Source organism: Haloferax namakaokahaiae (assembly GCF_042663225.1).
GTDB lineage: Archaea > Halobacteriota > Halobacteria > Halobacteriales > Haloferacaceae > Haloferax > Haloferax namakaokahaiae.
The window spans coordinates 718,688-741,487 of the sequence record NZ_JBHTAA010000001.1 but is presented as its reverse complement, the minus strand read 5'-3'; the positions used below and the strand labels follow the sequence as shown (position 1 = coordinate 741,487).

Genomic DNA, 22,800 nt, shown 5'->3' with positions numbered 1-22,800 from the left:
TGTCGCCTAGTACTTATCTTCTCTCCCGAGGCGGTGTTCGCTGGCTCACTGGTGCTCACGCGTCGGGCAACTCGGTGTGAATTCGGAGTGTTACCTCGTACTCGTCGCTCGGTGGAAGCACTTCGAGAGACTGGGCACCGCCATTCGGGACGAGATCAACCTGTAACCCGAACGGGACGGCTTCGCCGGGGTCGAGGCTACCATCGGCGGCCGCTTCGGCCGAACTCGCAGCGAGGAGGTCGTCTCCGCTCGGTCCGGTGGAGTCGAGTGTCGCATCTGCGGTCGTCGCCGCGAGCGTCGCCTCGATGGCGTCGAGCGTCGTCGCCGAGAGAGTCTCGCTGGTCGCCTCGAACGAGAAGAAGATACCCTCGATAGTCTTCGTTCCGACGTTCGTCAACTGGACGAGGTCTTCGAACCGCGTCACCGCCCGGACGTTCAGGCCGTCGTCGTCTCCCCCCGGGGTGATAGCACTGACCGCACCGTCCGAGTCAGTCTCGACGTGAACCGGCGAGTCGTTCGCCGGAGTCAACTCGATGTCGGCGTCGTCGCTGCCGACGACGCGGAAGGATGCACTCGAAGCGGAACGCACGGTTTCGGATGCTCCGACACCGACGAGTCCCCCGAGCGTGAAGAGATTGCCAAGCAGGAAGAGTATCTGGCGGCGTGTAGGCATGGGGGATGTATCGGTGTTCAACGATTACTGTTGGTCTGCGACAGCAGACACCTCGTCGATGAGGACGGTACTCTCGCCGTCATCGGTGAACGACCCCGAGACGAAGTTTGCGATACTATCGGTCTGCAGGACCTCCAGGCCGACAGTCGCTGAGGTCCCCGCAGGAACGGAGACCTGATTCTTCGGGTCGTACTGCGGGTCTGCCCAGTCCGACGAGACGGTCTGCGTTCCGCTCGTAAACTGGAACGCTTCGACCACGTCTGCTTTCGGAATACTGCCATCCTCGACGGCGGTCCCGAACCCCGTGTAGGCGAATCCGACGTCGTAGTCTGTGTTCTCGGTGCTGTTGTTCGTTATCTTCAGCACGTCGCCGAAGTCAACGTCTGCAGTCGCCGAGACGGCGACCTGTATCGTGACCATCTGGCCGTCGTTCCCGCTGACGGTCGCCACCGGGATGTCGTCCGGTTCGAGAGCCGAAACGTCGATTGTGGTGTCTTTCTGGACGTTCGGCCCCACCGAATCCGCGGGGTCGATTCGAATCTCTGCACCCGGCGCGACGACCTGAAAGCTTCCATCGCTGTTGCTCGAGACGACGTCTACTGCGCCAGTTCCGAGTGCTGTGCCGACTCCGAGTGCGAGCGTTCCGACCGCGGTGAGGACGTTTCGTCGTTTCATGAGCGTGGTGAGTGTCGGGTCTACTGTGAGACTGCGATGATGGTCAGCCCTTGGTCGCTCGCGGGTGCAGCATTGTTCCCCGTGGTATCGATTTCGACGTCAACATCGACAGATTCCCCGGGGGTCAGGGTCGCTGCTCCTGGGCTGCTCCCAACAGCTCCTAAATAGAAGGTCACCTTGGCTTCCTGGCCGTTTCCGTCGGCGACCGTGACCGTCGCCTCTCCAGACGTGGGCGTCGAAGGCGGGGTCGCCCCCGGGTCCGAGTTCGAGAGTCCAACGTCGATTGTCGGTGCGGTACCGGACCCCGAAGCCGCGTTGTTGGTGATGGTGACGATGCCTTCGATGGTCGTTATGGCCTCGTCGTTGAAGCCGGAATCCGTCGTGGTGTTCCCATCCGCGGTGAGACTGATTTCGAGCTGATTCGTGGTACCGTCGTCAACGATGTAGTCGCTAGCCGACTCGATTTCGAGGTACGCACTCCCGTCTCCGGCCGTATTCGCGGTCACTGACCGCTGTGCACTCACTGTACTGAACGCGCCAGTCCCGACGAGTGCACCGCCGCCACCGACAATCGCTCCCAGCCCGATCAACACGTTACGTCGATTGATTCCCATTGGTATGTTCTCCGTGACACGGTAGTGTGTCGTTGTTCGGTTCGTCGAACCCTAGCCACTTTGTATTCACCTGCTTGAACGGGTTCACGGTGGCGTTTCGGGGGTTCAAGCTCGCCTTTCCAAGCGTCTCGGTGGGTTCCGGTCTCTCGGTTCGAGTCGTCGATGGACAGCGCCGTTCGTTCTCGAACCCCTCTACTGGGAGTAGGTCTCGTCAGAACTGCTCTCGTCGATTCGACGCGATACTTTATCACGGCGAGTGACATAACAGTCACTGACGCGTGAAGGTCTCGAAGCTTGCCACGTACGTGGTGGTCGTGCTGCTCCTCGGAGCTGTGGTTGCACTTCTCTTCGGCTACGCACTCGGTCAACCAGTTCTCTTTGGGTACGTCGAGACAGGCAGCATGTCGCCGACGATGGAACCCGGCGACGGATTCGTCGCGGTGCCGTCGGTACTCACCGACTCGCCAGAGGCGGGCGACATCGTCGTCTTCCGTGCAGAGAATCTCCACGGTGGGGGGTTGACGACGCATCGTGTCGTCCGGGAGACCCCAGCGGGGTACATCACGAGAGGGGACGCGAACCCCTTCACAGACCAGGACAACGTCGAACCACCGGTCAGCGAGTCTCGAATCGTCGCCGAGGCGCTCGAAGTTGGTGGTGGCGTCGTCGTCATCCCCGGACTCGGTGGGGGCGTGCAGGCGCTGACCGGTGTGTTCTCCGGAATTCTCGGGGGATTCGCCGCACTTTTCGGGGTGGATGCTGCCGCAGGCGGTGCGTTCTCACCGATGGTCCTCGTCGGAATCGGCGGCGGACTGATCGCACTGAGCGTCGCCCTCGACGTTCTCGGCGGCAGTCGTGAACCAGCGACGCGGAGTCGTCGTCGTCCGAACTACCTCTCTGCCGGGTTCGTCCTGTTCGTCCTCGTTCTCCTCGTCACCGTGCCTGCGACCGCGAGTATGGTCTTCGGTTCGGGGACGACGTCGCTCGACATCGTCAGTTCGCAATCGCCGAACGAGAGCCCGCTCGTCGTCGGCGCCGGCGAGACGACGACAGTCGAGTATCGACTGACGAACAGGGGGTTCGTTCCGACGATGGTTCTCGTGGAGTCTACCCATCCCGACGTCTCGTTCGGGCAGTCGGTGTTCCTCATCTCCGGGCAAGCCAACGCCACGACGACGCTCACGATTCGTGCCCCCGAGGAGACTGGCGCGTACACCAGGGAAATTTCGGAACAGCGGTACGTCCCGCTGCTTCCACAGTCGGTTATCACCGCCCTCCACGACGTTCATCCGTACGTCGCTATCGCCGCAATCGATGCCGTCCTCGTACTGGGAGCGCTCGTTCTCGGTGTCTTCACGCTCGGTATGACTCCGATTCGAATGCGGAGCGTCGGTCGGGATATCTCACTGGCCGAGGAGATTAAACGGCGTTTCTTGTGACTGCTTTCGATCGTGACCGCTGTCGAACTCCCTCGAATCGGACGCCGAGCCGATGTCGCTACGAAGGGCTCGCTGGGGCATCAACAGTCGTACGGTATTCGAGTGGTTAGTGTTGCAGTCTGAATCGTCAGGTTCCCAGCCTGCGCGTCGGATATCTCGACGGTGAGATTCGCTATCCCACTTCCGGTCGTATCGCCGCACCAAGCGTATATCTCTAAGGGGCTGCCTTCGCTAATCTCGCTTTGACCGGACGACTGATATCGCCACCTCGGATACGCGCTCAATCCCTCGTCGATACTCACTTGATACGTGACCGTCGTTGGCGAGCCGATGTTGTTTACGACCATGGCCTCGGGGGAACTGAAAAACACGAGAAAGGGAAGAAAATCCGGACGAGGCGTGGCGACTTCTCCCGTGCCTCGCATATCGATCAACGAATCGTCACCAGGGCCGGCGACGTCAACCGAGACAGCCCGCTCTCCAGCCATCGAGCTGAAGCTCCCGGTCGGGACGGTGGCGAACGCCACCCCGAGGACGACGAACAGCACTCCGATACGCTTCAACGTCTGATTCATTTGACTACGACCGTCTTGCGTACGTGAACGTCGTCGCCTACCCTCTTGTACACTTCGGGAGGCACACGCTGGTGTATCGAACGACCACGCTGAAACCGCGGAGTCGGTCGTGTCTGTTTTTTACTGAAGCAATCGAGACCAGTTGAGATACGTTGTATGACAGCACTATGGGTGTTACACAAATCTGTGAGAGAACTGAATCTCCTCACGAGAGATACGTTACGCCGTTTGGGACTCGAACCACTCGCTCGCGTCTGTAACCACGTCGAACAGGCCGTCAGACACGGGTTCGTCGGTCGAGAGTTCCACGCTCCAGGTCACCGTTGACTGTGCTGCTTGCAGATTGGTCATGGTGTCTCGGTGGTGCGTGGCGAGGACGACCGGAGCACCCGGGTCGAGTCGGCGGACGGCCCTCACAGCTTCGATTCCATCGTACTTCGGAGGTGCGTGAAGGCAGAGCAGCAACTGTGGAACCTGCCTCCGCAACGCCTGAACCAACTCGTGGCTGGAACTCGTGTACCACACGTCAACGTCGCTGTCTACACCCCACGCTCCGCTGGGAGGCACCCCGTAGACGAGTACCTGCGGAGTTACCTCTGCAGTAGTTTCTGACACGCGTCTGTGAGTTCTCGAACAACGTATATCACACTTTCGCTGGCTGAGAGTACTGCCAGTCGCTCAGTGCGTCTCGGGAGAGTGGACCGACAGGTCGTACACGGCGACGTCGCCGTTGAGTGCTGCGTCGGAGAGCGACGGGTTGGTGTCGAACCGCGCACACGTGAAGCGAGCAGGTCCGTGGACGACTGTGTCTGTGAAGTCCGCACGCTCGGAGACGTACGTGTACGCGAAGTCCAACCGGCCACCGATTGCGACGCCGAACTCGAGGGTGGTGACGGTACAGTCCGAGAAGTCCACGTTCTCGCCCACTCGCAAATCATTCCAGTATACGTCGCCGTCGAAGGCGGCGTGGTCACAGACGACGTCGTTGCCGACGATGGTTCCGACCATCCGGAGTGCTGACCCTGGGCCGAACCGTGCACCCGAGAAGGTGAGCGTTCCCGCGAAGGCAGCACGGACGAACGAGACCGACCGTTCGAAGTGGGCGTTTCTACACGCGAACTGCGAGCTTTCGACCCTCGCAGCGTCAAAGGACACTGCCGCGTCGAACCGAGCGTAGTCGAAAGCGATGGGACCGCCGGTGGCGGTGAACTCGGTGAAGTCTGCCTCGCCGCCGAATTGGCTACTCCTCGCATCGACGCCCTCGGCGACGTGGAGTCGGGTCGCATCGACCGCGCCGCACGCGTCGAGATGTTCGAGCGAGAGTCTCCCTTTGACCGTCGTCTTTCGGAGTGTGACGTCGCCATCGACCCGACAGTGTGCGAGGGTCAGACGGCCGGTGTACACTGCTCCTTCGGTGTCGAAATGGCCGCCGACGTGCGTGTGTGAGAGCCACACCGGGCCGCCGACCGCCGCTCGCGTGAGATTGACATTCCCGTCCACCGTCGCCTTTCTGACCGAGAGACCGCCCGTGACGCGAATGTCGGTGGCGACGAAGGAGATGCCACTGAACCCAAGCGCATCGAGTCTCCCCTCGATAGTCGCATCGGAGAGTACCCACTGGCGGCCGGTCTGGAGGTGCCGACACGAGATTCCTGCGGTCGCTTCGAGTCGCCGCATGGATAGTGTGCCGCCGACCGACGCCGCGTCCAATCGGAGTTTGGCGTCTACAGTCGCCTCACTGAGGTCGAGGTCGGCCTGAACTAACACGCCACTGAGGTCGATCGTCTCGTCGCTCCTGAGCGTCTCGCCTCCGAGGTCCAGACCGTCGAACTGCGCACCGACGAACGCCGATGGCTCGTCGGGGTCGTTGACGGTCTCGACCAACGCCACGCGGGTCGAGTCGGCGTCTTTGTCTTCGATCGGGGTGTGAAACACACAGTACTCGAAACCGTCGCTCGCAGGATGCGGACAGTGCCACACGTCCGTTTCGCCCGAGTGGGCGTGATTCGTCTCGGACGAACAGTCGTGTACGTACGCACACCGATGCGACGCTTCCACGGTTACCTGTAGTCACGTGTCTGTTCACAAATACGTTTCCATGGTGCCAACTCGGAGACTCCGAACGACGTGTAGTAGTTCACGAAGGCCATAGTGTAACGACCATAAGTGCGTTATACCGCTTCGGAACGCGTCGGTTCGGTACCCAACGAGGGTTCTCCTGTTTCGGGTGATTAGGCCGAGGGCGACAGCACGTCACGACTACCGACGGTCGTCGAGAACACGACAGCAAAGCGGTGGTCGCACATCGGGAGTGTGACGGATTCGACTGCCGCTCCCGAGTCGTTGTGGAACGAAATCGTGGTTTGCTCGTCGGCGAGTTCGACCGAGTAGCCGATTATCGACGGGCGCGAGAGGTGAATCGACCGGACCGACCTGACCGCGTCCGGTGCCGAATGGCCTGTGGGATGTTCGAGTTCGACGAGGCGGGTCTCCGTCAGGATGACCGTCTTCTGGTCGTACTGTCCGACCGAGAGCAGGGTCTCGTGTTCGCCGACGAACTCGTGAATCGATTCGTAGAGGCTCACAGTGGTCACTCCCAGCCAGCACGTATCAATGTACCTCCACGAGTCAGACACGTTTCGAGCCAGTTCACCGACTCGAAGCCCGTCGATTTCGCCGCTTGTCGGCATCCATTTCTCTTTACCGTTGGTTTCACTCGAGTTCACCCTCCTGATTCTCCCGGAGAACGGATGTGTACGACTGTTGCACGCGAGTTGCTCGTCGGAAGCGACACGGACTCTTTGCCAATCGGGGGTGGAAGACTCGAGTGCCCACTTCACTCGCGTACTACGCCGCTGTCTCTCGATTCCTCCGGGTGTCGATGACGAGAACTGTCTCTGAGACGTTCAGGAATAAATTTGCTGTTAACCCAGTAGCAACGCGAGAACGATATCGACCATTTATCCGTCTGTACCGCCACCGAGTGGGTATGAATGGCACAGACGCGGCCGACGAGTCGAGTTTCTATCTCGATTACGAGACCCAACTCGACGCCACCCGCGATGCCGTCTCGAAACTCGCACGTGAGGTGCTCCAGTACGAGTGGGCAGACTACCTTCGACGCTACCCGCCAACGGCGACCCACGAGTGGGAGTTCACCGATACGGGAAAGCCGTGGGGCCGAATCACGCCACACGCGTGGCGTCTGGGGAGGGAGGCCGGATTCGACGTGCACTTCGAACACTACCCGACTCCTCGCGCGCTCGAACGCGGGCAACTCCGTGTCGAATTACACCTCGAAGACGGGATACACGGTGATGCCGACTTCGAAGACGGCTCTCGGTATTCGAGACTTCGAGAGCGGATATACTCCGAACTCGACGCAGTCGGGCACGACGCACACGAGCAGATTAGTGGCGGCCGTGGAACCGGACGCGTGATTTGGCAGTCGGATGCCCGCTTCATCGCTGGCGACCCCGTGGCGTACTACGAGGCGCTCCGGAGGACGCTCGAAGCGCACGCGGTGTTCGTGGACGTGGTCACGTCTGCGTTGCATCACGAGTTGCAGAGCGAGTAGTCTGGCCGCCTCTTGAGGGACGCATTCCGAGTCGCTCGAAGACTGCTCGTCGTTATCTTCTCACGACCCCTCGTCCGACACCTACTTGTCACTCCCCGAGGAGGTCGAATCATGGACGGAAAACGAGTCCTCGTCACTGGCGGTGCGGGCTTTATCGGGTCGAATCTCGCCAATCATCTCGCAGCAGATAACGACGTCGTCGCTCTCGACGACCTCTATCTCGGCACACCCGAGAATCTCGAACCGAGCGTCGAGTTCCACGACGCGAGCGTCCTCGACGACGACTTGCCGACCGAGGGTGTGGACGTCGTGTTCCACCTCGCGGCGCTCTCGTCGTACAAGATGCACGAAGAGGACCCGACGACGGGTGCCCGTGTGAACATCGAAGGGTTCGTCAATACGGTCGAACAGGCGCGAGCGGATGGGTGTGAGACCGTGGTATACGCGACGACCTCGTCGATTTACGGGTCGCGGACGGAGCCGTCGCCTGAGAGCATGTCAGTAGAGGCGCGGACGGGATACGAAGCCTCGAAGCTGGCCCGTGAACGATATGCGGAGTACTTCCACAACCACTATGGGATGTCGATGGCCGGGATGCGCTTCTTCTCGGTGTACCAAGGCTTCGGCGGGGCAGAAGAGCACAAGGGTGAATTTGCGAATACCGTGGCCCAGTTCGCCCACCAGATTGCGAACGGCGAGTCGCCGGAGTTGTTCGGAGACGGGTCGCAGACGCGTGATTTTACTCACGTTGACGATATCGTCCGTGGGTTGGAGCTTGCGGCGGATGAGAGGCTTCAGGGCGTGTTCAATCTGGGGACGGGCGTGAGCTACGACTTCAACGAGATGGTCGCCATGATCAACGAGGTGCTCGGTACGTCGGTGGAGCCTGTGTACGTGGACAACCCCTTCGAGGTGTACGTCCACGATACGATGGCTGATTATTCTAAGATGCACGAGGCGACCGGGTGGGAGCCTGAGGTTAGCTTTGAGGAGGGCGTGGAGAAGGTTTGTGAGCCGTATTTGGAGACGGAAGTGAGTCAGTGAGAGCGGGGCGTTTGGGTGCTCTCGCCCACACCCCACGCGACGAGCCTGGCCTTACCACGTGCCTTCGATAGCACGCTCGTAGGTCGCCGCTGCTCGTTCTGTAACGCTGTCCCAGTCGTATCGCTGTGCTCGCGTGCGTGGATCTATCGGCGGGCGATACCCGCTCAGCGCGCGTTCTAATTCGGTGGCGACGGATTCGACGGTCGGGTCTACAAGATAGCCGGCGTCACCGATGACCTCGCTTGCAGCAGACTCGGGGTGGACCGCACCAATCACCGTACAGTCTGCGGCCATCGCTTCGGCGTACGTGATTCCGAATCCTTCGCGCGTCGAGGGTGACGCGAAAATGTCCGCTGCACGCATGTGTCCGAGTACGTCTTCGTACTCGTCGAGGAAGCCGAGGAAACTCACCCGGTCTGCATGGGTGAGGCTGTTTGCCTGTGCCTGGAGTCGGTCAGACTCCGGGCCATCGCCGACGATACCGAGGGTCGCATCGTACTCGTCGGCGACTCTATCGAACGCATCGAGGAGGAGTGAGACGTTCTTGTCGGCGATGAGCCGTCCGGCGAAGAGGATGTCGAACGATTCGTTTTCGTCGGGGAGTGGTGCATCGCGTATCTGGTCGATATCGATACCGTTCGGGACGACTTCGACCGTCTCTCTGTCCGGGCCGACCTCGGCCAGGCGGTCGGCCGTGATACCCGAGACGGCAATTGGGTGTTGGGGAACGTTGACTGTGAGGTGTTCGACGAGCTTTCCACAGGGAGCCAGTGCGCCGAGGTACTCCTCCCAATAGTCGCCCCACACCTCGTGCCAGGTCGTGACGAGTGGTGTGTCGGTGCCGAGTGCGGCGAGTTTCGACGCGAGAACGGGGAAATAGGGAAAGACAGAGGCGACGACGAGGTCGTGGTCGTTGGCGTGGAGTCGTTTGGCGAGTGGGTAGGCGAGCCGGGCGGCGAAGTCGATGGCTTCGGTGATCGAGCGTCGGTCGTCCGTGTAGAGGTCGGTTGCGGGCGCGACTGCTCGGAGCGTGACGCCTTCGTGTGTCGTCTCTTGGGGGCCGTCCCAGAAGTGGCGGCCGTAGATGGTCACGTCGTGGCCGTTTTGTGAGAGGCGGGTGGCGATTTCGTGGATGCGTTTTTCTGCGCCTCCGGTATTAAAGGGATAAACGACATTCGAAATATACGCGACATCCATTACTGGTGTTGACTCTCCCACTGCTCAATGTCTTTTCGGTTCGTGTGAATTATCTCAGGACTGGCTGGAACGCTACTAATATAACGGTGGTTGGATATCTACAAAATAGATGACTACTGACTGGGATAACATTATCCTCCTGTCAGCCGACGCCCTTCGAGCTGACCATCTCTCGTGTCACGGGTATCATCGAGAGACGTCGCCTGTGTTGGACGAACTCGCTGCAGAATCGCTGCACTTCACTAATGCCTACAGTGCGAGTTCGCACACACGCGAAGCAGTGCCTGCGTTGTTGACCGGTGAGTATCCAGACACTGCAATCGATTCGAAGTATCGACTTGCAACAGAAACGGTTGCTTCCACACTTTCCGAAGAAGGATTCGCTACTGGGGGCTTCCACTCGAACCCATTCGTTTCGCGTGCATACGGCTTCGACCAGGGATTCGATAAGTTCGACGACGACCTCCATCTTGGACAGCACAAACTAATTGCGCTTGCTCAGCGGGCATTGGACAAGATCCGTAACCGGCACTACGCTCGGGCAGAAGAGATTAATGAGCGTTCATTGGACTGGATTGATTCTCTTGACAGCGACCAGCCATTCTTCCTCTGGAATCACTACATGGACACTCATGGTCCATACGAGCCCCCGGGTGAGTGGTCGACATTGTATCGAGACGATACGGTTTCGGACCGAGACGCACAGTCGCTGTACCAGCGAGCGATCAAGAAACCTGAGTCGATTACGGACGACGAACGGCAGTTGTTGATCGACCTCTACGACGCAGAGATTCGGTACAACGACGAGAAAATTGGTGAGTTGTTGGACGAACTTCGTGAGCGTGAGTTGTTGGAGAACTCGCTTCTCATTTTTACTGCCGACCACGGCGACGCGTTTGGTGAACATGGGTACTACGAACATCCGCGGTATGTGCATGATGAGATTACGCACGTGCCGTTTATCGTTCGAGAACCGAGTGGTGAGAGTGGAGTTATCGAGACACCTGTGAGTACGCTCGATATAGTAGCGACTGTCGAGAAGAGCGTTGGTGGTGAGTCTGAGTTTTCGCTTGTCGAGTTGACGCAGGACGAGACTCGTTGCGTCTTTTCACAGGCTCGCGGTGAAAAGGAACACAGTCATCTTCGAAGGTATGCGGCTCGGACAAAAGACGAGGTGTGTTACTGCGAACGCGACATAGAGACGGGTGATATCGAATTCACAGAGTCTAAAGGGCTGAGTCTTCAGTCGGAGCTTCGAGAGCACATTTGCGCACGTGTCGCTATCGAGAACGGAGAGTCAGCAGGGGATGATGAAGAAGTGGACGAAGAGATTGAGCGGCGGTTAGAAGCGCTTGGATATAAATAGTGATTTAATGAATAGTACAATTAGAGCGAAACCGACAAGTAACAGTCCGTGTACAAATACAATACTTACCAATAGGGTTGACTGATGGCAGACATAACGATCTCTGATAATCTTGTAGGCCGAATCGAAGACAGAATAAAACATACGGAGTTTAGCAGTGTTGATGAGTACATAGGGTTTGTTCTTTCAGAAGCGGTCACAAGGGTTGAACGTGGGTCGGAAAAGGAAACAGACTCTACACAATCTCGAGAAGACGTCCAGAGCCGACTACAATCACTAGGCTATCTGGAGGAGTAACCATGAGCGAAGACTCCTGCCAAAATATCGTACTTGTCACAGCCGATAGTCTTCGGGCAGACCACTGTGGGTTCGTGAATCATAATTCAGATTTAACACCCACAATGGATACTCTTGCCAACGAAGGGGTGTCATATACTCAGGCAATCGCACCGGGACCAAGGACGCCTTCTTCAGTTCCTGTATTGTCTACAGGCGAGTTCATGAGCAATGACGATGAGTGGACAATGCACGACTGGGAGCACCGGCAACAACGAATTGGTCACCATATGAATCGGTTCGTTCACATTAGTGAAAGATTGCGACAGCGAGGCTATCAAACCGCCGCGTTCACTGCCAACCCGTGGACAACGCGGGAGACTAATTTCGATGCTGGTTTCGACGAGTTCTTCGAAATTAGTGCAGACAGTGAAGATGTTTCTTCAGATTATCTTTCAGATTCACTGCTGTTTAAGATTGCAAATGCTGGGTTCGATGTCCTACCAATCGACGTCTTCGGATGGAATTCGAAGAAAGAGTGGTTTTCACAATGGACTGGTTACTTCGATTTGATTTCTGAACAGTTGAAGCAATTAGAAGAACCTTTCTTTCTCTGGATTTTTATTCTAGATAGCCATCAACCGTACATTTCTCCCCGTAAGTATCGTAAAGAAAGTTCGGCTTGGCAGATGTATTATTCGATTCTTCGATACTGGCAGGGCAAAACATCTGATGGAGAGTTACCTGAACATGCAAAAATGATGATTACACAGGCGTATCGCGACGCAGTTCGTTCTGTTGATGGGTTTGTAAAGAAATTAGAAGAAGAGATCAATCAGTTTGATCCAGTTTTAGTTTTCACTTCGGACCATGGAGAGGCACTTGGAGAGCACGGAAACTTCGGACACGAGCAAACCCTGTACGACGAGAATCTCCGAGTCCCGTTCTTCATTCACAACGTGAGTTCATCTATTAATGTAGAAAGTCAATTTCCACTTAAACTCCTTCCTAACCTTCTAACTGATATCGGTGACTCCGTAGATTTTGACCCCCATTCTTACACTCAACCGGTCACAGTTTCAAAGGTCGAGGATAACCACAAGAATGCGGTTAGAACAAATCAGTGGAAATTGATTCGGAACGAGAATACAGACCGTCTGTATAACCTCGATTCTGATCCTGAGGAGTTAGTAGACGTCAGTAGTGAATACAGACATGTAACGTCTATACTTGGAGATGTGTTGACCCGTCATGAGGCTACACAGATAGAAAAAGATAGAATTGAGAAAACCTTAGGAGTAATGGATAGTGAGGGTATCTTATAATGATGAGTTTGGTTAGCATATTTATCCCAAACTCCCAAATATTGCCAAAATTGGCTGCAGGTGGAGTTGAGTAATGAAAATTGGAATAAACGCCAGAACTTTCTCTGTCGACGAGCCTGGTGGTGCAGTTCAAGCTTCAATTAACTTAGCAAAGGAACTAATCAGACATCAAGACCATGAGGTGGTCTTGTTCGGTTCTTCATCTTTAGCTGCCGAATTCGATGCTGAACTCTACTCGGGGGGTTACCATGATAACCAAATATGGGATTTAGTTTGGGAACGTACACTTCTTCCGCTACTTGTGAGTAAATCAGACATTGACGTGTTGTATTGTCCTAACGGGAACGCGCCTCTACATGAGTTGGAGATCCCGGTCGTTATGTGTTTGCATGATGTAAATGCACAACTTGGACTATCAAGTAATATTCATCAACTGTACCGAAAACTCACAGTCCCCGTGGCCGCTGTTGCGTGTGATGCCATAGTAACCGTCTCCCGATTTTCAAAGAACGAGATTCTAACTGTTTTGGATTTACCCGAGGACCAAGTCCACGTAATCTACAACGGCATTGACAACAGATACTTCAGAGGTAACAGCACCAAAATAAATCTCCCTGACAAATATTTATTATTTGTTGGATCACTCAATCCTCGAAAGAACATTAGTGGGTTACTACAAGCGTATGAAAAAGTACAATCTGAACGAGAAATTGAACTGGTACTCATCGGTCCATCTAACAAGGATATCTTCCAAGATCTTGAAATTCAACCCATTCCTGGTGTTCATCGCTGTGGTTACCTCGACGCGCTTGAAGTCAAATATGCGTACGAAAACGCAGAGGCACTAGTCTTTCCCTCGTATTACGAAGGTTTTGGGTTACCTCCTGTTGAATCTCTAGCCTGTGGAACTCCTGTCGTAGCAGGTAATCGTGGTGCATTACCCGAGGTACTAGATGAAGCCGCCACATTCGTCGATCCAGATTCTCCCTCCAATATTGCCAAAGGGATTACCGAGGTCCTTGACAGCAGTACGATAAACAAATCTCGATTGAAGAGACAAGCACAAAAATACACCTGGGAATCTGTCGCAAAGAGATTGATTTCAGTGATTGAAAATGCAGTCTAAATCACCAATATCACTACCAACTCGATGCAATTCATCTCCAAGTCAATTTCCGAAATATTTACGCAGTATACATTATATCATTTAGTCTAATGGTGAGAGTTTGTCTCGTGAATGGTGTATATCCGCCCGATGTATTTGGTGGTGCGGAGAATTACGTTCAACGAACGGCAGTCGCTCTGCAAAAAAGAGGACATGACGTTTCTGTATTAACCACCACAAGTGAATCTAATCGCGAATCCCTCAGTATCCAGAGGGAGACTCGTGATGGTATACCAGTCTATCGATTTTACCCACTGAATGTGTCACACCGAAGTAAAGGCGCGGGGGATAATATACTCAAAAAGGCTTTTTGGCATCAGCTAGACACAATCAATCCACATGCAAAGAGAGTAGTTACAAATTTTTTGAACAAATGGCAACCTGATGTCGTCCATTCGAATAATTTTATGGGAATTACTGCATCGACTGGTAAGGCAATCTCCGAATCAGATGCTCGATATGTACATACGCTACACGATTATAGCCTGATGTGCCCAAAAAGTAATTTACTCCGTGATATGACCGCTCCCGATGGCGAGCTTGATGTTTGTGAGGATCCCCCGACTCCTTGTAAGGTCTATGCTCAAGCAAAACGTAGAATGATTGGTCAGCCGGACTTAGTCATTGGCCCAAGTCAACATGTCATTGATGTCCACCGTGAGCACGGGTTCTTTACTGATATAGATTCCATTTGTATTCCCCATGGTGTTGACGAGGTTGCAGCAAAGCCTGGAGAAGACTCTTTGAGTCCTTCGGTCCTGTATGTCGGGAAGCACCTAGAAGCCAAGGGCCTTGATACGTTATTCCAAGCCGCTGAAGAGCTTCCGGAGGTTACATTTCACCTTTGCGGTACTGGCCCGTACGATACCCGAAGTAAGGAGGTTGCTGCTGGCTTATCAAATGTCGAATATCATGGTTTTGTTTCCGACAACCGTCTTCAGGAACTTAGGAGATCAGTTTCAGTCGCGGTTGTCCCCTCGATATGGATGGAGAACTCACCACTGGTTATTTATGAGAGTTTTGCCGAAGGGCTTCCAGTGATTGGTGCAAACATTGGTGGTATTCCTGAACTCACCAGTGAAGAACGAGGGGGTTTGTATTCGCCTGGTGACGCCGAGGAACTAACAATCACGATAAGAGATATAGTGTTTCAATCCAAGTGTGATAGGCTCCGCTCAAATGCTTTAGACTGGGCAAGAAGTCATACAATGACACACCATATCAATCAACTTGAGGATTGTTACAAAACCAGACAGACTTGAGTTACAAGGCATATTTGATGGTGCTCTAAACTGGGCTCGTTAACCCATAAGAGAACAGACCACTGTTCATGGTTCCTTTTAATACTGTAGATCTGGGGGGTTCTGGGTTTGTATATGCCTGCTTGATTACGTACCGACTGACAGTTCCCTCTCTTGATTAGACAACGGCACTAGGCTTATCATAGGTTACGACTCCACCATTTGAATAGACGCGGTTGTATACTTTGTTGAGAGATTGTTCAGGATTCCAGTCTAGTCGATACCACCCACCACGAAGACGCCAGACATCTACATTTGTGCGTAGAGACACTCTCTCATAGCCTTTGGTCAGGAGCGTACCGTTGTACAACTCCGAACTCAAGAGTCCCGGATCCCACGGATTTGGAACCTGTCTTTGATGCCAGTCATCTCCACGAGATGCAGCCTCAAAGTCGACTACTTCATCTCCATATACCAAATCCCGATAAACTACGCCTTCCGTGTGGTCGTCGGTGAATTGTTTGCCCTCAACTTCGGCCGCTGTGAGGTACTGCCTGGGTGTTCCGGGGTAGTCGGGTGTCGCGGCTACAGACAGTGGGTTCGAAATGATGATTGCAACGACGGCTGTGGCCGCAAAGACTTGTCGCCAGCGTGAATCTGTCCACTCAACTTTTGTCAGTCCAGCAGCGATGAGTGCGGCCACAAACGCCGACCCGTATATGTAGACTCTTTGAAATCCGGGGCCCAATCCTGTTACAACACTCGGAACAGTAAGGAGGACAGCTACTCCTGCAGCGGCTTGGAGCATCCGAACGTTCCGTCTGCGATACTCGCGTATAAAGAGAAGTCCAGCAACGCCACCAACTTCCAATAATAGCGGATAGAAGATGTTGTTCATCAAGGAAACCAACATAGGCTGACTCAGTCGTTCAGCAGCCAAAGGTGCGGTTACATTGCCGTTTGCCACACTCACACCGACGAGTTCAAATATATGAAATACCCCGTCCTGAAGGTAGTTTGTTGCGTATGCCCATTGCACGATGAGTAGTGACCCAGCGAGTCCAGTAAGCATGTTTCCGTAGCTGTCTCTGACTTCACTATTAACGACTCTCAGTCCTTTGGTGTATACCACGAATAGGCCGGAAATGCCTGCTAGGATGAGCAGCGGAAGCTTGTGTGTGAAAGTAGCTCCGACTCCGAAGACCATAATCAATATAATCCATCTTAGGCGCAAGCGTGTTGGCGCCAGGACAGCTACGGCTACTGCACCCGTGAGGAAAATTGAAGCGAGAGTTATCGGAATTGGTGCGATTGAAAACGTAGTCGATGGGGCACCAACCGTAACGATTGCTGCTGCCACCGGGGCTGAGGCCTTTGAAGGAACGACATGGCAGGCGAGGATCGCGGCGAAGAGAGGAAGGACAAAGCCAAGGATGAGCGGGAATATGGCATAGGCCGCGTCGATGTTGAGATTTGTTATGAGGCTAGTTACGGCTCCAGTGATTGGAAAAGCGGCGGCAATGTGATAGAAATCCCCGACAACGGTGTCAATACTGCTTGTGTTGATAATGACTTGGCTCCGAACTGCGTAGGCGTCTGGGTCGAAACGCATCATACTGGCAGGAAAAGTATAAAGCCAAACCCTGTGAAAAGCACTGAGACCTGCAAGTAGGTAGACCGCTTTAGACGAACGGAGGTCAGTTGCCACCAGAACAAGTAGAATTCCAATCACACCGATTATTAGGGCGATCGATACGGCCGGGTAGAGATATCCTATTACATGTGACCCCAGAACGTGGAGGCTGAGCGAGAGGAGAACAACCGATGCGGCTAGTTTTGCGCTCTTTGCCATCTTGTGAATAGATCAGACTCAACGCGTAATAATTTTCCTAGAATTCTGTCTAGTCTCAATGCGAGTCATATTGAGCACCGATAGCTAAACGACTGCGACCTCGTCGCCTAACTCATTTTGCGGTTCTCGCGACGACCTCGTCGATTCCTCCCGGACAGGGGTAATCACAATACTCAACTGAGTCGATCAATGTCCCAACAAGATACAGATACAGTCGTTTCTGCGAATACGTCTAACATTACCGGCCTCGATGCCCGCCCCGACTGGAGTGAAGCGAGGAGTATTCAGAAGTAACGGTCTATTCACAAGAGGGTGCTTAATCGAAAGTCTGCGAGTTGTCTGACCCGCAGTCATATATGTTCGAGGTTCGATGTGAGTAATAGAAATATGTCACACGGCATTCTGGTTTTAGTTCCAGATTGCTTACGCGCTGCCGAGCGTGAAAAACTGAATCGTATCGAAGAACGAACCGACCTATCGGTTTCAAATTGTTACTCAAGCGGAACTTGGACGCTCCCAGCGCACGCGACACTCGTTTCTGGAGAGAGCCCAGACATTCACGGGGCATCTAGACGTGGAGACACACTTCCGGCCGGGAAAGGAAAAATACCCAGACATGCCCAAGACGCAGGGTACACGAGCGTTCTTGTTACGGAAAACCCAACCTTCGGGTCGTCAAACGGCTTTGACGACGGGATGGATGTTGTTGACGAAGATGTTGATCTCAAGCGGTATCCTACAAGTTGGTCGCCTGCACGTGTACTCTCAGATAAATCCGTGACCTCGGGTATCAAAGCATGCAGAGATATCCTCACCGGTGAAACACCACTTCGAGATACTGTTAACACACTCACATCGATAAAGAGGCATTTCGCTGATGTATCTGTGGCCGAATTCCCACACCACGGCGATTGCGTGCTAGCACACCTGGAGGATCACATGAACCGTCACAAACCAGTTTTCGCGGTCGCGAATCTATTGGATACACATAATCCCCATTATTGTCCGCCACCGGAGAGCGAATTGACGCCCTCACTGTCAGAGATTGAAGCACTCTACGCCGCGTGTGACAACCGTGGGTACGTATTCAAGGAACCACTGCCAGCAAAGACACGTTCGGAGTTTGAAAGGTGGGGAACAGTACAATCTTGGATGGAAGAAATCTATCAACACCAAGCTGCCTACGTCGACAGGCTAGTTAGTGACTGGTTCGATTCGAATTATGACCGCCTTCAAAATGCCCTAGTCGTAATCGTAGGTGATCACGGCCAGCTATTTGGCGATGAAGGAATGGTTGGACATCACGTCTCAACGCACCCGCACGGAATCTCTGTCCCTGCGTTCATCTCTTTCCCCGACTCGTGGGAACTCACAGAGAAAAATATTGACACCTCCACTTCATTAGTAGGCCTCGCACAGGCACTCGATGGCGTAATCTCTGGTGAAATTACATCCGTCGATTCATTTACATCGGTGTGGGAAGAGCCACAAGTTGCAACCTATGTTGATGGGCCTACGTGGCGCGTCAATGAACTCCGTGACCAATACGGAGAAGACGCATCAGCGCTTGATGAACTTGAAATCCTGAAAATCAGTATCATCAATGATGGGGTCCAGACTGTACATTCGTGCCCGTGGGGAGGATCCGAGATTGAGACCACCACGTACGAGATATCGCCAGATAATCGCGAGAAAGCAAACACCCCAGTCGCACCGCTCTCAGAGAGTCAGCGTGAGTGGCTCCAGGATTCTGGCCTCCAACAGACTGGTACAGCTGTAAACGCGCGGCTTGAAGCACTTGGATACAAGTAAGCATCAGTAATCGGCTGATTCACATCTTTTAGCCGCGCAGAATACGCGAGCAGAACTTTGACTCCCAATATCTGATGAAAACCTCTCTGATGCCCAAAAACACTCTCGATATTAGGGAAAATAATCGTGATTTATTCAAATCCACTCTGTGAATATAGCGAAAAGCGAGCTCAATTATAAAAAAATTCATATCCATGAACTATAATTGGCACACCGGCACAAATGGTCAAAAAGAAACGTTACGCGCGCAGCGATAATTGAACTCAAATACTGTATCAGCAGCCGTTCATTGATTATTCCCAGAGTGGTCTATCTCGTCGAAATTGTCCATAGTTATGTGATTTTTTGATAACTAGTAGATTTTCACTCATTATATCCTACTGCCTCACCATTTTGAGTATTGGCAGTTGGCCCGGTGGTGCCGAGGTCGCCTTCCCCGCATATTGGTAATGAGATCACCAAATCCCGCCAAGACATGGCAGGAATAATTAATAAAATAGATGATTGACTAACAATGACTAAATAGTATCTGGTTTATCATCTGATGTGAGCTAACAATGTATTCGCTAAAAGAATTACATTACGCACTTCAGCAGCCGACTTCGATTCAGCGAGAGGCGCTCAGAAAGACAGTATTCCGGTCATCTCCAAATGGAGAAAACTTCCTAGACAAAGATTGGGATACGTTGGTTATTCTCGATGCTTGCCGGTATGACGAATTTCGGTCGGCAGTGTCACGACACGATTTAGAAGGCAACCTCTCAAATAAGCGTTCTTTAGGCTCGGCAACCAAAGAGTGGGTGACAAATACATTTTCGGGAAGAGAAGAATTTGATTTGGTATATGTGGCCGCAAATGGGTGGTTAGACCGTTTGAAAAATGACATCAATGCATCAATATTTGATGCTGAATGGCTAACGAGCGAGGACTACCGTAACGAGATGGGAACCGTTGGCGCCGGTGACGTTACTGATGCTGCGATTGAAGCACACCGTGAATCACCCAATAAACGGCTGCTGGTTCATTACGTTCAGCCCCATGCGCCCTATGTTGGCGAAACCGCTCGTGAATACTTCCAGGATGCTCGAAGCCTCAACGTCGCACAACTCATGGGCAAAACAAACGCGCCCGATGATACATTGAAACAAGCATATAGAGATACTCTTGACCACGTAATCCCTGAAGTTCGGCGCTTGGTATCCAAAATCGACGGTAAAACTGTGATCTCTGCCGACCATGGTGAAATGCTTGGGGAACGGAAACCACCGTTCTATCTAAAAGAATATGGTCACCCAATTAGTGTCTATTACGATGAATTAGTACGTATTCCCTGGTTCGAACTGCCTTTTGATGACCGGCGAGAGATTATCTCGGATGAACCTAGACGCGACCATTCACGGAGCGATGAAGAACTCACAGAACATCTGAGAGCAATGGGCTATGCGGAATAAACCAAACAGATTTTTTGGGCCGGCATATGGCCTTATGCGAGGAACTTGAACAATTCAACCAGAAGTAACAAGACACAAAACTCTCATTGAGTGATTATGGATATACAGTCTTGGTTGGCAAAATCGTTCGATCGAGTCCGTGCTAATGGTCTGGATGGAGTCAAAGAGTCGATGCAACCAGTGAAATATAAAGCTCTTTCAGGAGGAAATCTAATCAGGCCTTCGGGAACGTCTATTTATGACGAAGATTGGGACTTACTTATTGTGATGGATGCTTGCCGATATGACCTGATGAAAGAGGTTAGCGGTGATTACGGATGGGCAAATAATCTTGACAACATTTGGTCCGTTGATAGTACGACTGCTTTCTGGATGAGGCGTACTTTCACACGTGATCGACTTACAGAGATGAAAAACACCGCGTACATCTGTGGAAATCCGTTCAGCAAGAGTGAACTAGAGGCTAATGAATTCGCAGAATTGATTGAATTATGGCGCTCAGCATGGACTGATCCAGGTACTGTTCCTCCTGAGGCGGTGACTGATGAGACAATTCGTCTCATGCGTGAGGAAGAACATGAGCGAGTTATCGCTCACTACATGCAACCCCACTGCCCATTCATTTCAGCACCTGAACTAAGTAAGGGGAAGGAACTCGACAAATTCGGAAACCAAGATTGGCGAGATGTCTGGGAACGACTCGGCGATGGTGGTCTCAAGTTTGACGACGTTTGGCATGGATATCGGGAGAATCTTCGATTGGGCCTTGATGAGGTATCTGAACTTTTACGAAATGTGGAAGCAAAAAAAGTGGTTGTGACCTCTGACCACGGAAACTCAACAGGTGAGTGGGGAGTGTATGGCCATCCTCCTAACCTTCCGTTGACGAATCTGCGTAAAGTACCTTGGATAGAGACCACTGCAACAGATTCTGGCGAGCGTTCACCCAACGAATGGCTTGAGAAAAACACTGGCATTAGCCGTCAAGAGCAATTGTCTGCTCTTGGTTATGCCTGATTCAACTGTGGCGAATCTCCAAAGATGACGAGTCTATCCAACATGCTACAACAATTTCCATTTGACTGATGTGATGTTGGAGTTCAACCTTCACGCGTAGCCTAAATCCTTGAGTTGAGATTTTATATCTTCAGAAACTTTGAGGTCAGTGTCCCTCCCTGAGATAATTTCTCCGCATTCGTTTGCTAGGGTTGAGTGTAATGACTCTCGAAGCTCTTGTGAAGCGGTCGCTTCACTGCCGTCTTCGTTGATGAACTTGACATCACCATCCGGGAATTCAATGAGTTTGCCCCTGTCACTTGTGATGGACCTAGCCCCGTGATTATACATATATACATACTCACCAGGACTTGATCCGTCCTTTTGTTTAAGAGTGGCCAAAGATGGCCTAGGAGATATCGTTTCTGCGATGTGGTAGGGCTGTTCTGGAAGACGTCTAGTTTCATTTTCTGCGAGTCCGAGAATAATTTCGCAGAGACTTTTGAGTTCAACTGTTTCAGTGACTTTTTTTGGTTCAATTGTTGGTCCGTTGATTACCAGTGGAACGTGCAGCAACTCTCGGTGGAGTGAATACTGATGACCAAATCTATTGTGCTCACCTAGAAGCTCACCGTGGTCACCTGCTACGATGATAGTCGTATTATCAGATGCTTTCTTTATTAACTGCTCTAGCTGATGGTCGACGTATTTCAACGTTGACCGATATGTATCTCGCAGAATACCGAATTCGTCTTCGGAAATGTCTGAAATGTTGGCATTATACTGTGCGGGATCTTGCTCAATATTGTTTAAATCAGATTTTGTGATATCTTTTGGTAGCCACTCATCCGGCACGCTGTAAGCAAGATGTGGTTCTGTGACATTCACGAATATGAAATCGTCTCTTTCAGGGTCTTTTACCAATCGATCCGCTGCACGTGAAAGAAGGTATTTCCCTCCAGAATCTTTTCTACGGGAACGTTGATATGCCCAGAATAATAAATTAATTAATGATGATGCCACGGGTTTGTCTCGAATTTCACTAAAAAATGTCATCAAGAGGTCCGATGGATTGGTGCTTTCCCTAAACAAATGTGAGATTGATATACCATTTGGATCATAGTCAAATTTGTTGTGAAATACGTCGAATGCTGAATTGAAGTTGAATTCAGCACTTAACCACGGATTTGCGGAATACCCAGCAGTTGCGTATCCTTTCGAACTTAGTTCTTCAACAAGTGGAACATTATAGTACGTGGGATCATCGCCGGTTATTCCGCTCTCACTCGGATACTCTCCCGTGAAGATACTTCCGTGGGAGGGAACAGTCCATGGTCCATTTGCGCGCGCATCGGTGTACCATTGACCATTCTTGGCGAGTGCAGCCAGGTTGGGAAGCTCTCCGTCTTCTATGAGTGAATTTGTGATATCGCCTCGAGCAGTATCGAGGACTATCAATACGATATTCATCTGTTGAGGAATAGTGTGTGTTTCTTGATTAAAAGATTCACCATGCGTTGAT

The 22,800-nt window shown here is 52.7% G+C and carries 21 protein-coding genes; 11 read left to right on the top strand and 10 right to left on the bottom strand.

From position 1 onward, the window contains the following. Positions 1-55 precede the first annotated feature (55 nt). Genes ACFQJC_RS04000 through ACFQJC_RS03990 form a run of 3 tightly spaced genes read right to left on the bottom strand, consistent with a single transcriptional unit; the run spans position 56 to position 1,962 of the window. The gene (locus ACFQJC_RS04000; RefSeq protein ID WP_390221961.1) at positions 56-673 is read right to left on the bottom strand and encodes a hypothetical protein; all 618 of its coding nucleotides are present in this window, start codon (positions 671-673) and stop codon (positions 56-58) included. Positions 674-697: 24 nt separating this feature from the next. Further along, positions 698-1,348, bottom strand: a complete 651-nt coding sequence (locus ACFQJC_RS03995) for a hypothetical protein (RefSeq protein WP_390221960.1) — start codon at positions 1,346-1,348, stop codon at positions 698-700. A gap of 20 nt (positions 1,349-1,368) precedes the next feature. Then, on the bottom strand, positions 1,369-1,962 hold the full coding sequence (locus tag ACFQJC_RS03990; RefSeq protein ID WP_390221959.1) for a hypothetical protein: 594 nt from the start codon (positions 1,960-1,962) through the stop codon (positions 1,369-1,371). Positions 1,963-2,240: 278 nt separating this feature from the next. Between ACFQJC_RS03990 and ACFQJC_RS03985 the strand changes: the two genes are divergently transcribed. Continuing rightward, a complete protein-coding gene (locus tag ACFQJC_RS03985) occupies positions 2,241-3,401 on the top strand; it encodes a signal peptidase I (RefSeq protein ID WP_390221958.1) in 1,161 nt (386 codons plus the stop codon). Positions 3,402-3,481: 80 nt separating this feature from the next. Here ACFQJC_RS03985 and ACFQJC_RS03980 read toward each other — a convergent pair whose 3' ends face one another. The 4 genes from ACFQJC_RS03980 to ACFQJC_RS03965 form a co-directional block, all read right to left on the bottom strand. Continuing rightward, a complete protein-coding gene (locus ACFQJC_RS03980; protein ID WP_390221957.1) occupies positions 3,482-3,949 on the bottom strand; it encodes a hypothetical protein in 468 nt (155 codons plus the stop codon). A gap of 246 nt (positions 3,950-4,195) precedes the next feature. Beyond that, positions 4,196-4,591 (bottom strand): response regulator, encoded by a 396-nt coding sequence (locus ACFQJC_RS03975; RefSeq protein WP_390221956.1) that lies wholly within the window; start codon positions 4,589-4,591, stop codon positions 4,196-4,198. A gap of 63 nt (positions 4,592-4,654) precedes the next feature. Then, positions 4,655-5,911: a hypothetical protein gene (locus ACFQJC_RS03970; RefSeq protein WP_390221955.1), complete on the bottom strand. Its 1,257-nt coding sequence runs from the start codon at positions 5,909-5,911 to the stop codon at positions 4,655-4,657. Positions 5,912-6,207: 296 nt separating this feature from the next. Further along, complete coding sequence (locus ACFQJC_RS03965; RefSeq protein ID WP_390221954.1) at positions 6,208-6,561, bottom strand: hypothetical protein; 354 nt, start codon at positions 6,559-6,561, stop codon at positions 6,208-6,210. Positions 6,562-6,965: 404 nt separating this feature from the next. Between ACFQJC_RS03965 and ACFQJC_RS03960 the strand changes: the two genes are divergently transcribed. Both ACFQJC_RS03960 and ACFQJC_RS03955 read left to right on the top strand, forming a co-directional pair. Further along, positions 6,966-7,553 carry an acetyltransferase gene (locus tag ACFQJC_RS03960; RefSeq protein ID WP_390221953.1) on the top strand — a complete coding sequence of 196 codons (588 nt, stop codon included), beginning with the start codon at positions 6,966-6,968 and terminating at the stop codon, positions 7,551-7,553. A gap of 111 nt (positions 7,554-7,664) precedes the next feature. Next, positions 7,665-8,597 carry an NAD-dependent epimerase/dehydratase family protein gene (locus ACFQJC_RS03955; protein ID WP_390221952.1) on the top strand — a complete coding sequence of 311 codons (933 nt, stop codon included), beginning with the start codon at positions 7,665-7,667 and terminating at the stop codon, positions 8,595-8,597. 51 nt (positions 8,598-8,648) lie between these two features. Here the strand turns inward: ACFQJC_RS03955 and ACFQJC_RS03950 are convergent, their stop codons facing one another. Continuing rightward, positions 8,649-9,794 (bottom strand): glycosyltransferase family 4 protein, encoded by a 1,146-nt coding sequence (locus ACFQJC_RS03950; protein ID WP_390221951.1) that lies wholly within the window; start codon positions 9,792-9,794, stop codon positions 8,649-8,651. 109 nt (positions 9,795-9,903) lie between these two features. On the opposite strand from ACFQJC_RS03950, the gene ACFQJC_RS03945 reads away from it, so the two are divergent. The 5 genes from ACFQJC_RS03945 to ACFQJC_RS03925 all read left to right on the top strand — a co-directional run bounded on the left by ACFQJC_RS03945 (position 9,904) and on the right by ACFQJC_RS03925 (position 15,188). Continuing rightward, on the top strand, positions 9,904-11,160 hold the full coding sequence (locus ACFQJC_RS03945) for a sulfatase (protein ID WP_390221950.1): 1,257 nt from the start codon (positions 9,904-9,906) through the stop codon (positions 11,158-11,160). A gap of 84 nt (positions 11,161-11,244) precedes the next feature. Then, entirely contained in the window at positions 11,245-11,457 is a 213-nt protein-coding gene (locus ACFQJC_RS03940) for a hypothetical protein (protein ID WP_390221949.1), read from the top strand. Between the two features lie 2 nt (positions 11,458-11,459). Further along, complete coding sequence (locus ACFQJC_RS03935; RefSeq protein ID WP_390221948.1) at positions 11,460-12,761, top strand: sulfatase-like hydrolase/transferase; 1,302 nt, start codon at positions 11,460-11,462, stop codon at positions 12,759-12,761. 73 nt (positions 12,762-12,834) lie between these two features. After that, positions 12,835-13,887 (top strand): glycosyltransferase family 4 protein, encoded by a 1,053-nt coding sequence (locus tag ACFQJC_RS03930; protein ID WP_390221947.1) that lies wholly within the window; start codon positions 12,835-12,837, stop codon positions 13,885-13,887. Between the two features lie 89 nt (positions 13,888-13,976). Then, the gene (locus ACFQJC_RS03925; protein ID WP_390221946.1) at positions 13,977-15,188 is read left to right on the top strand and encodes a glycosyltransferase family 4 protein; all 1,212 of its coding nucleotides are present in this window, start codon (positions 13,977-13,979) and stop codon (positions 15,186-15,188) included. A 157-nt stretch (positions 15,189-15,345) separates the two neighbouring features. Here ACFQJC_RS03925 and ACFQJC_RS03920 read toward each other — a convergent pair whose 3' ends face one another. Beyond that, positions 15,346-17,019: a hypothetical protein gene (locus tag ACFQJC_RS03920; protein WP_390221945.1), complete on the bottom strand. Its 1,674-nt coding sequence runs from the start codon at positions 17,017-17,019 to the stop codon at positions 15,346-15,348. A gap of 372 nt (positions 17,020-17,391) precedes the next feature. Here ACFQJC_RS03920 and ACFQJC_RS03915 point away from each other — a divergent pair, with 372 nt between their 5' ends. From ACFQJC_RS03915 to ACFQJC_RS03905, 3 genes are all read left to right on the top strand, one after another. Beyond that, entirely contained in the window at positions 17,392-18,831 is a 1,440-nt protein-coding gene (locus ACFQJC_RS03915) for a sulfatase-like hydrolase/transferase (RefSeq protein WP_390221943.1), read from the top strand. A gap of 557 nt (positions 18,832-19,388) precedes the next feature. Beyond that, a complete protein-coding gene (locus ACFQJC_RS03910; RefSeq protein ID WP_390221942.1) occupies positions 19,389-20,282 on the top strand; it encodes an alkaline phosphatase family protein in 894 nt (297 codons plus the stop codon). 171 nt (positions 20,283-20,453) lie between these two features. Further along, on the top strand, positions 20,454-21,299 hold the full coding sequence (locus ACFQJC_RS03905) for an alkaline phosphatase family protein (protein ID WP_390221941.1): 846 nt from the start codon (positions 20,454-20,456) through the stop codon (positions 21,297-21,299). 90 nt (positions 21,300-21,389) lie between these two features. On the opposite strand, the gene ACFQJC_RS03900 is transcribed toward ACFQJC_RS03905, so the two are convergent. Next, positions 21,390-22,748 carry a sulfatase gene (locus tag ACFQJC_RS03900; protein ID WP_390221940.1) on the bottom strand — a complete coding sequence of 453 codons (1,359 nt, stop codon included), beginning with the start codon at positions 22,746-22,748 and terminating at the stop codon, positions 21,390-21,392. Positions 22,749-22,800: the final 52 nt, after the last annotated feature.

Excerpts from the sequence above, each read along its gene's own strand:
- ACFQJC_RS03960 (WP_390221953.1), top strand. The coding sequence starts at position 6,966 with ATGAATGGCACAGACGCGGCCGACGAGTCGAGTTTCTATCTCGATTAC.
- ACFQJC_RS03925 (WP_390221946.1), top strand. The coding sequence starts at position 13,977 with ATGGTGAGAGTTTGTCTCGTGAATGGTGTATATCCGCCCGATGTATTT.
- ACFQJC_RS03955 (WP_390221952.1), top strand. The coding sequence starts at position 7,665 with ATGGACGGAAAACGAGTCCTCGTCACTGGCGGTGCGGGCTTTATCGGG.
- ACFQJC_RS03910 (WP_390221942.1), top strand. The coding sequence starts at position 19,389 with ATGTATTCGCTAAAAGAATTACATTACGCACTTCAGCAGCCGACTTCG.
- ACFQJC_RS03995 (WP_390221960.1), bottom strand. The coding sequence starts at position 1,348 with ATGAAACGACGAAACGTCCTCACCGCGGTCGGAACGCTCGCACTCGGA.
- ACFQJC_RS04000 (WP_390221961.1), bottom strand. The coding sequence starts at position 673 with ATGCCTACACGCCGCCAGATACTCTTCCTGCTTGGCAATCTCTTCACG.
- ACFQJC_RS03950 (WP_390221951.1), bottom strand. The coding sequence starts at position 9,794 with ATGGATGTCGCGTATATTTCGAATGTCGTTTATCCCTTTAATACCGGA.
- ACFQJC_RS03920 (WP_390221945.1), bottom strand. The coding sequence starts at position 17,019 with ATGGCAAAGAGCGCAAAACTAGCCGCATCGGTTGTTCTCCTCTCGCTC.
- ACFQJC_RS03905 (WP_390221941.1), top strand. The coding sequence starts at position 20,454 with ATGCAACCAGTGAAATATAAAGCTCTTTCAGGAGGAAATCTAATCAGG.
- ACFQJC_RS03940 (WP_390221949.1), top strand. The coding sequence starts at position 11,245 with ATGGCAGACATAACGATCTCTGATAATCTTGTAGGCCGAATCGAAGAC.
- ACFQJC_RS03935 (WP_390221948.1), top strand. The coding sequence starts at position 11,460 with ATGAGCGAAGACTCCTGCCAAAATATCGTACTTGTCACAGCCGATAGT.
- ACFQJC_RS03900 (WP_390221940.1), bottom strand. The coding sequence starts at position 22,748 with ATGAATATCGTATTGATAGTCCTCGATACTGCTCGAGGCGATATCACA.
- ACFQJC_RS03990 (WP_390221959.1), bottom strand. The coding sequence starts at position 1,962 with ATGGGAATCAATCGACGTAACGTGTTGATCGGGCTGGGAGCGATTGTC.
- ACFQJC_RS03930 (WP_390221947.1), top strand. The coding sequence starts at position 12,835 with ATGAAAATTGGAATAAACGCCAGAACTTTCTCTGTCGACGAGCCTGGT.
- ACFQJC_RS03945 (WP_390221950.1), top strand. The coding sequence starts at position 9,904 with ATGACTACTGACTGGGATAACATTATCCTCCTGTCAGCCGACGCCCTT.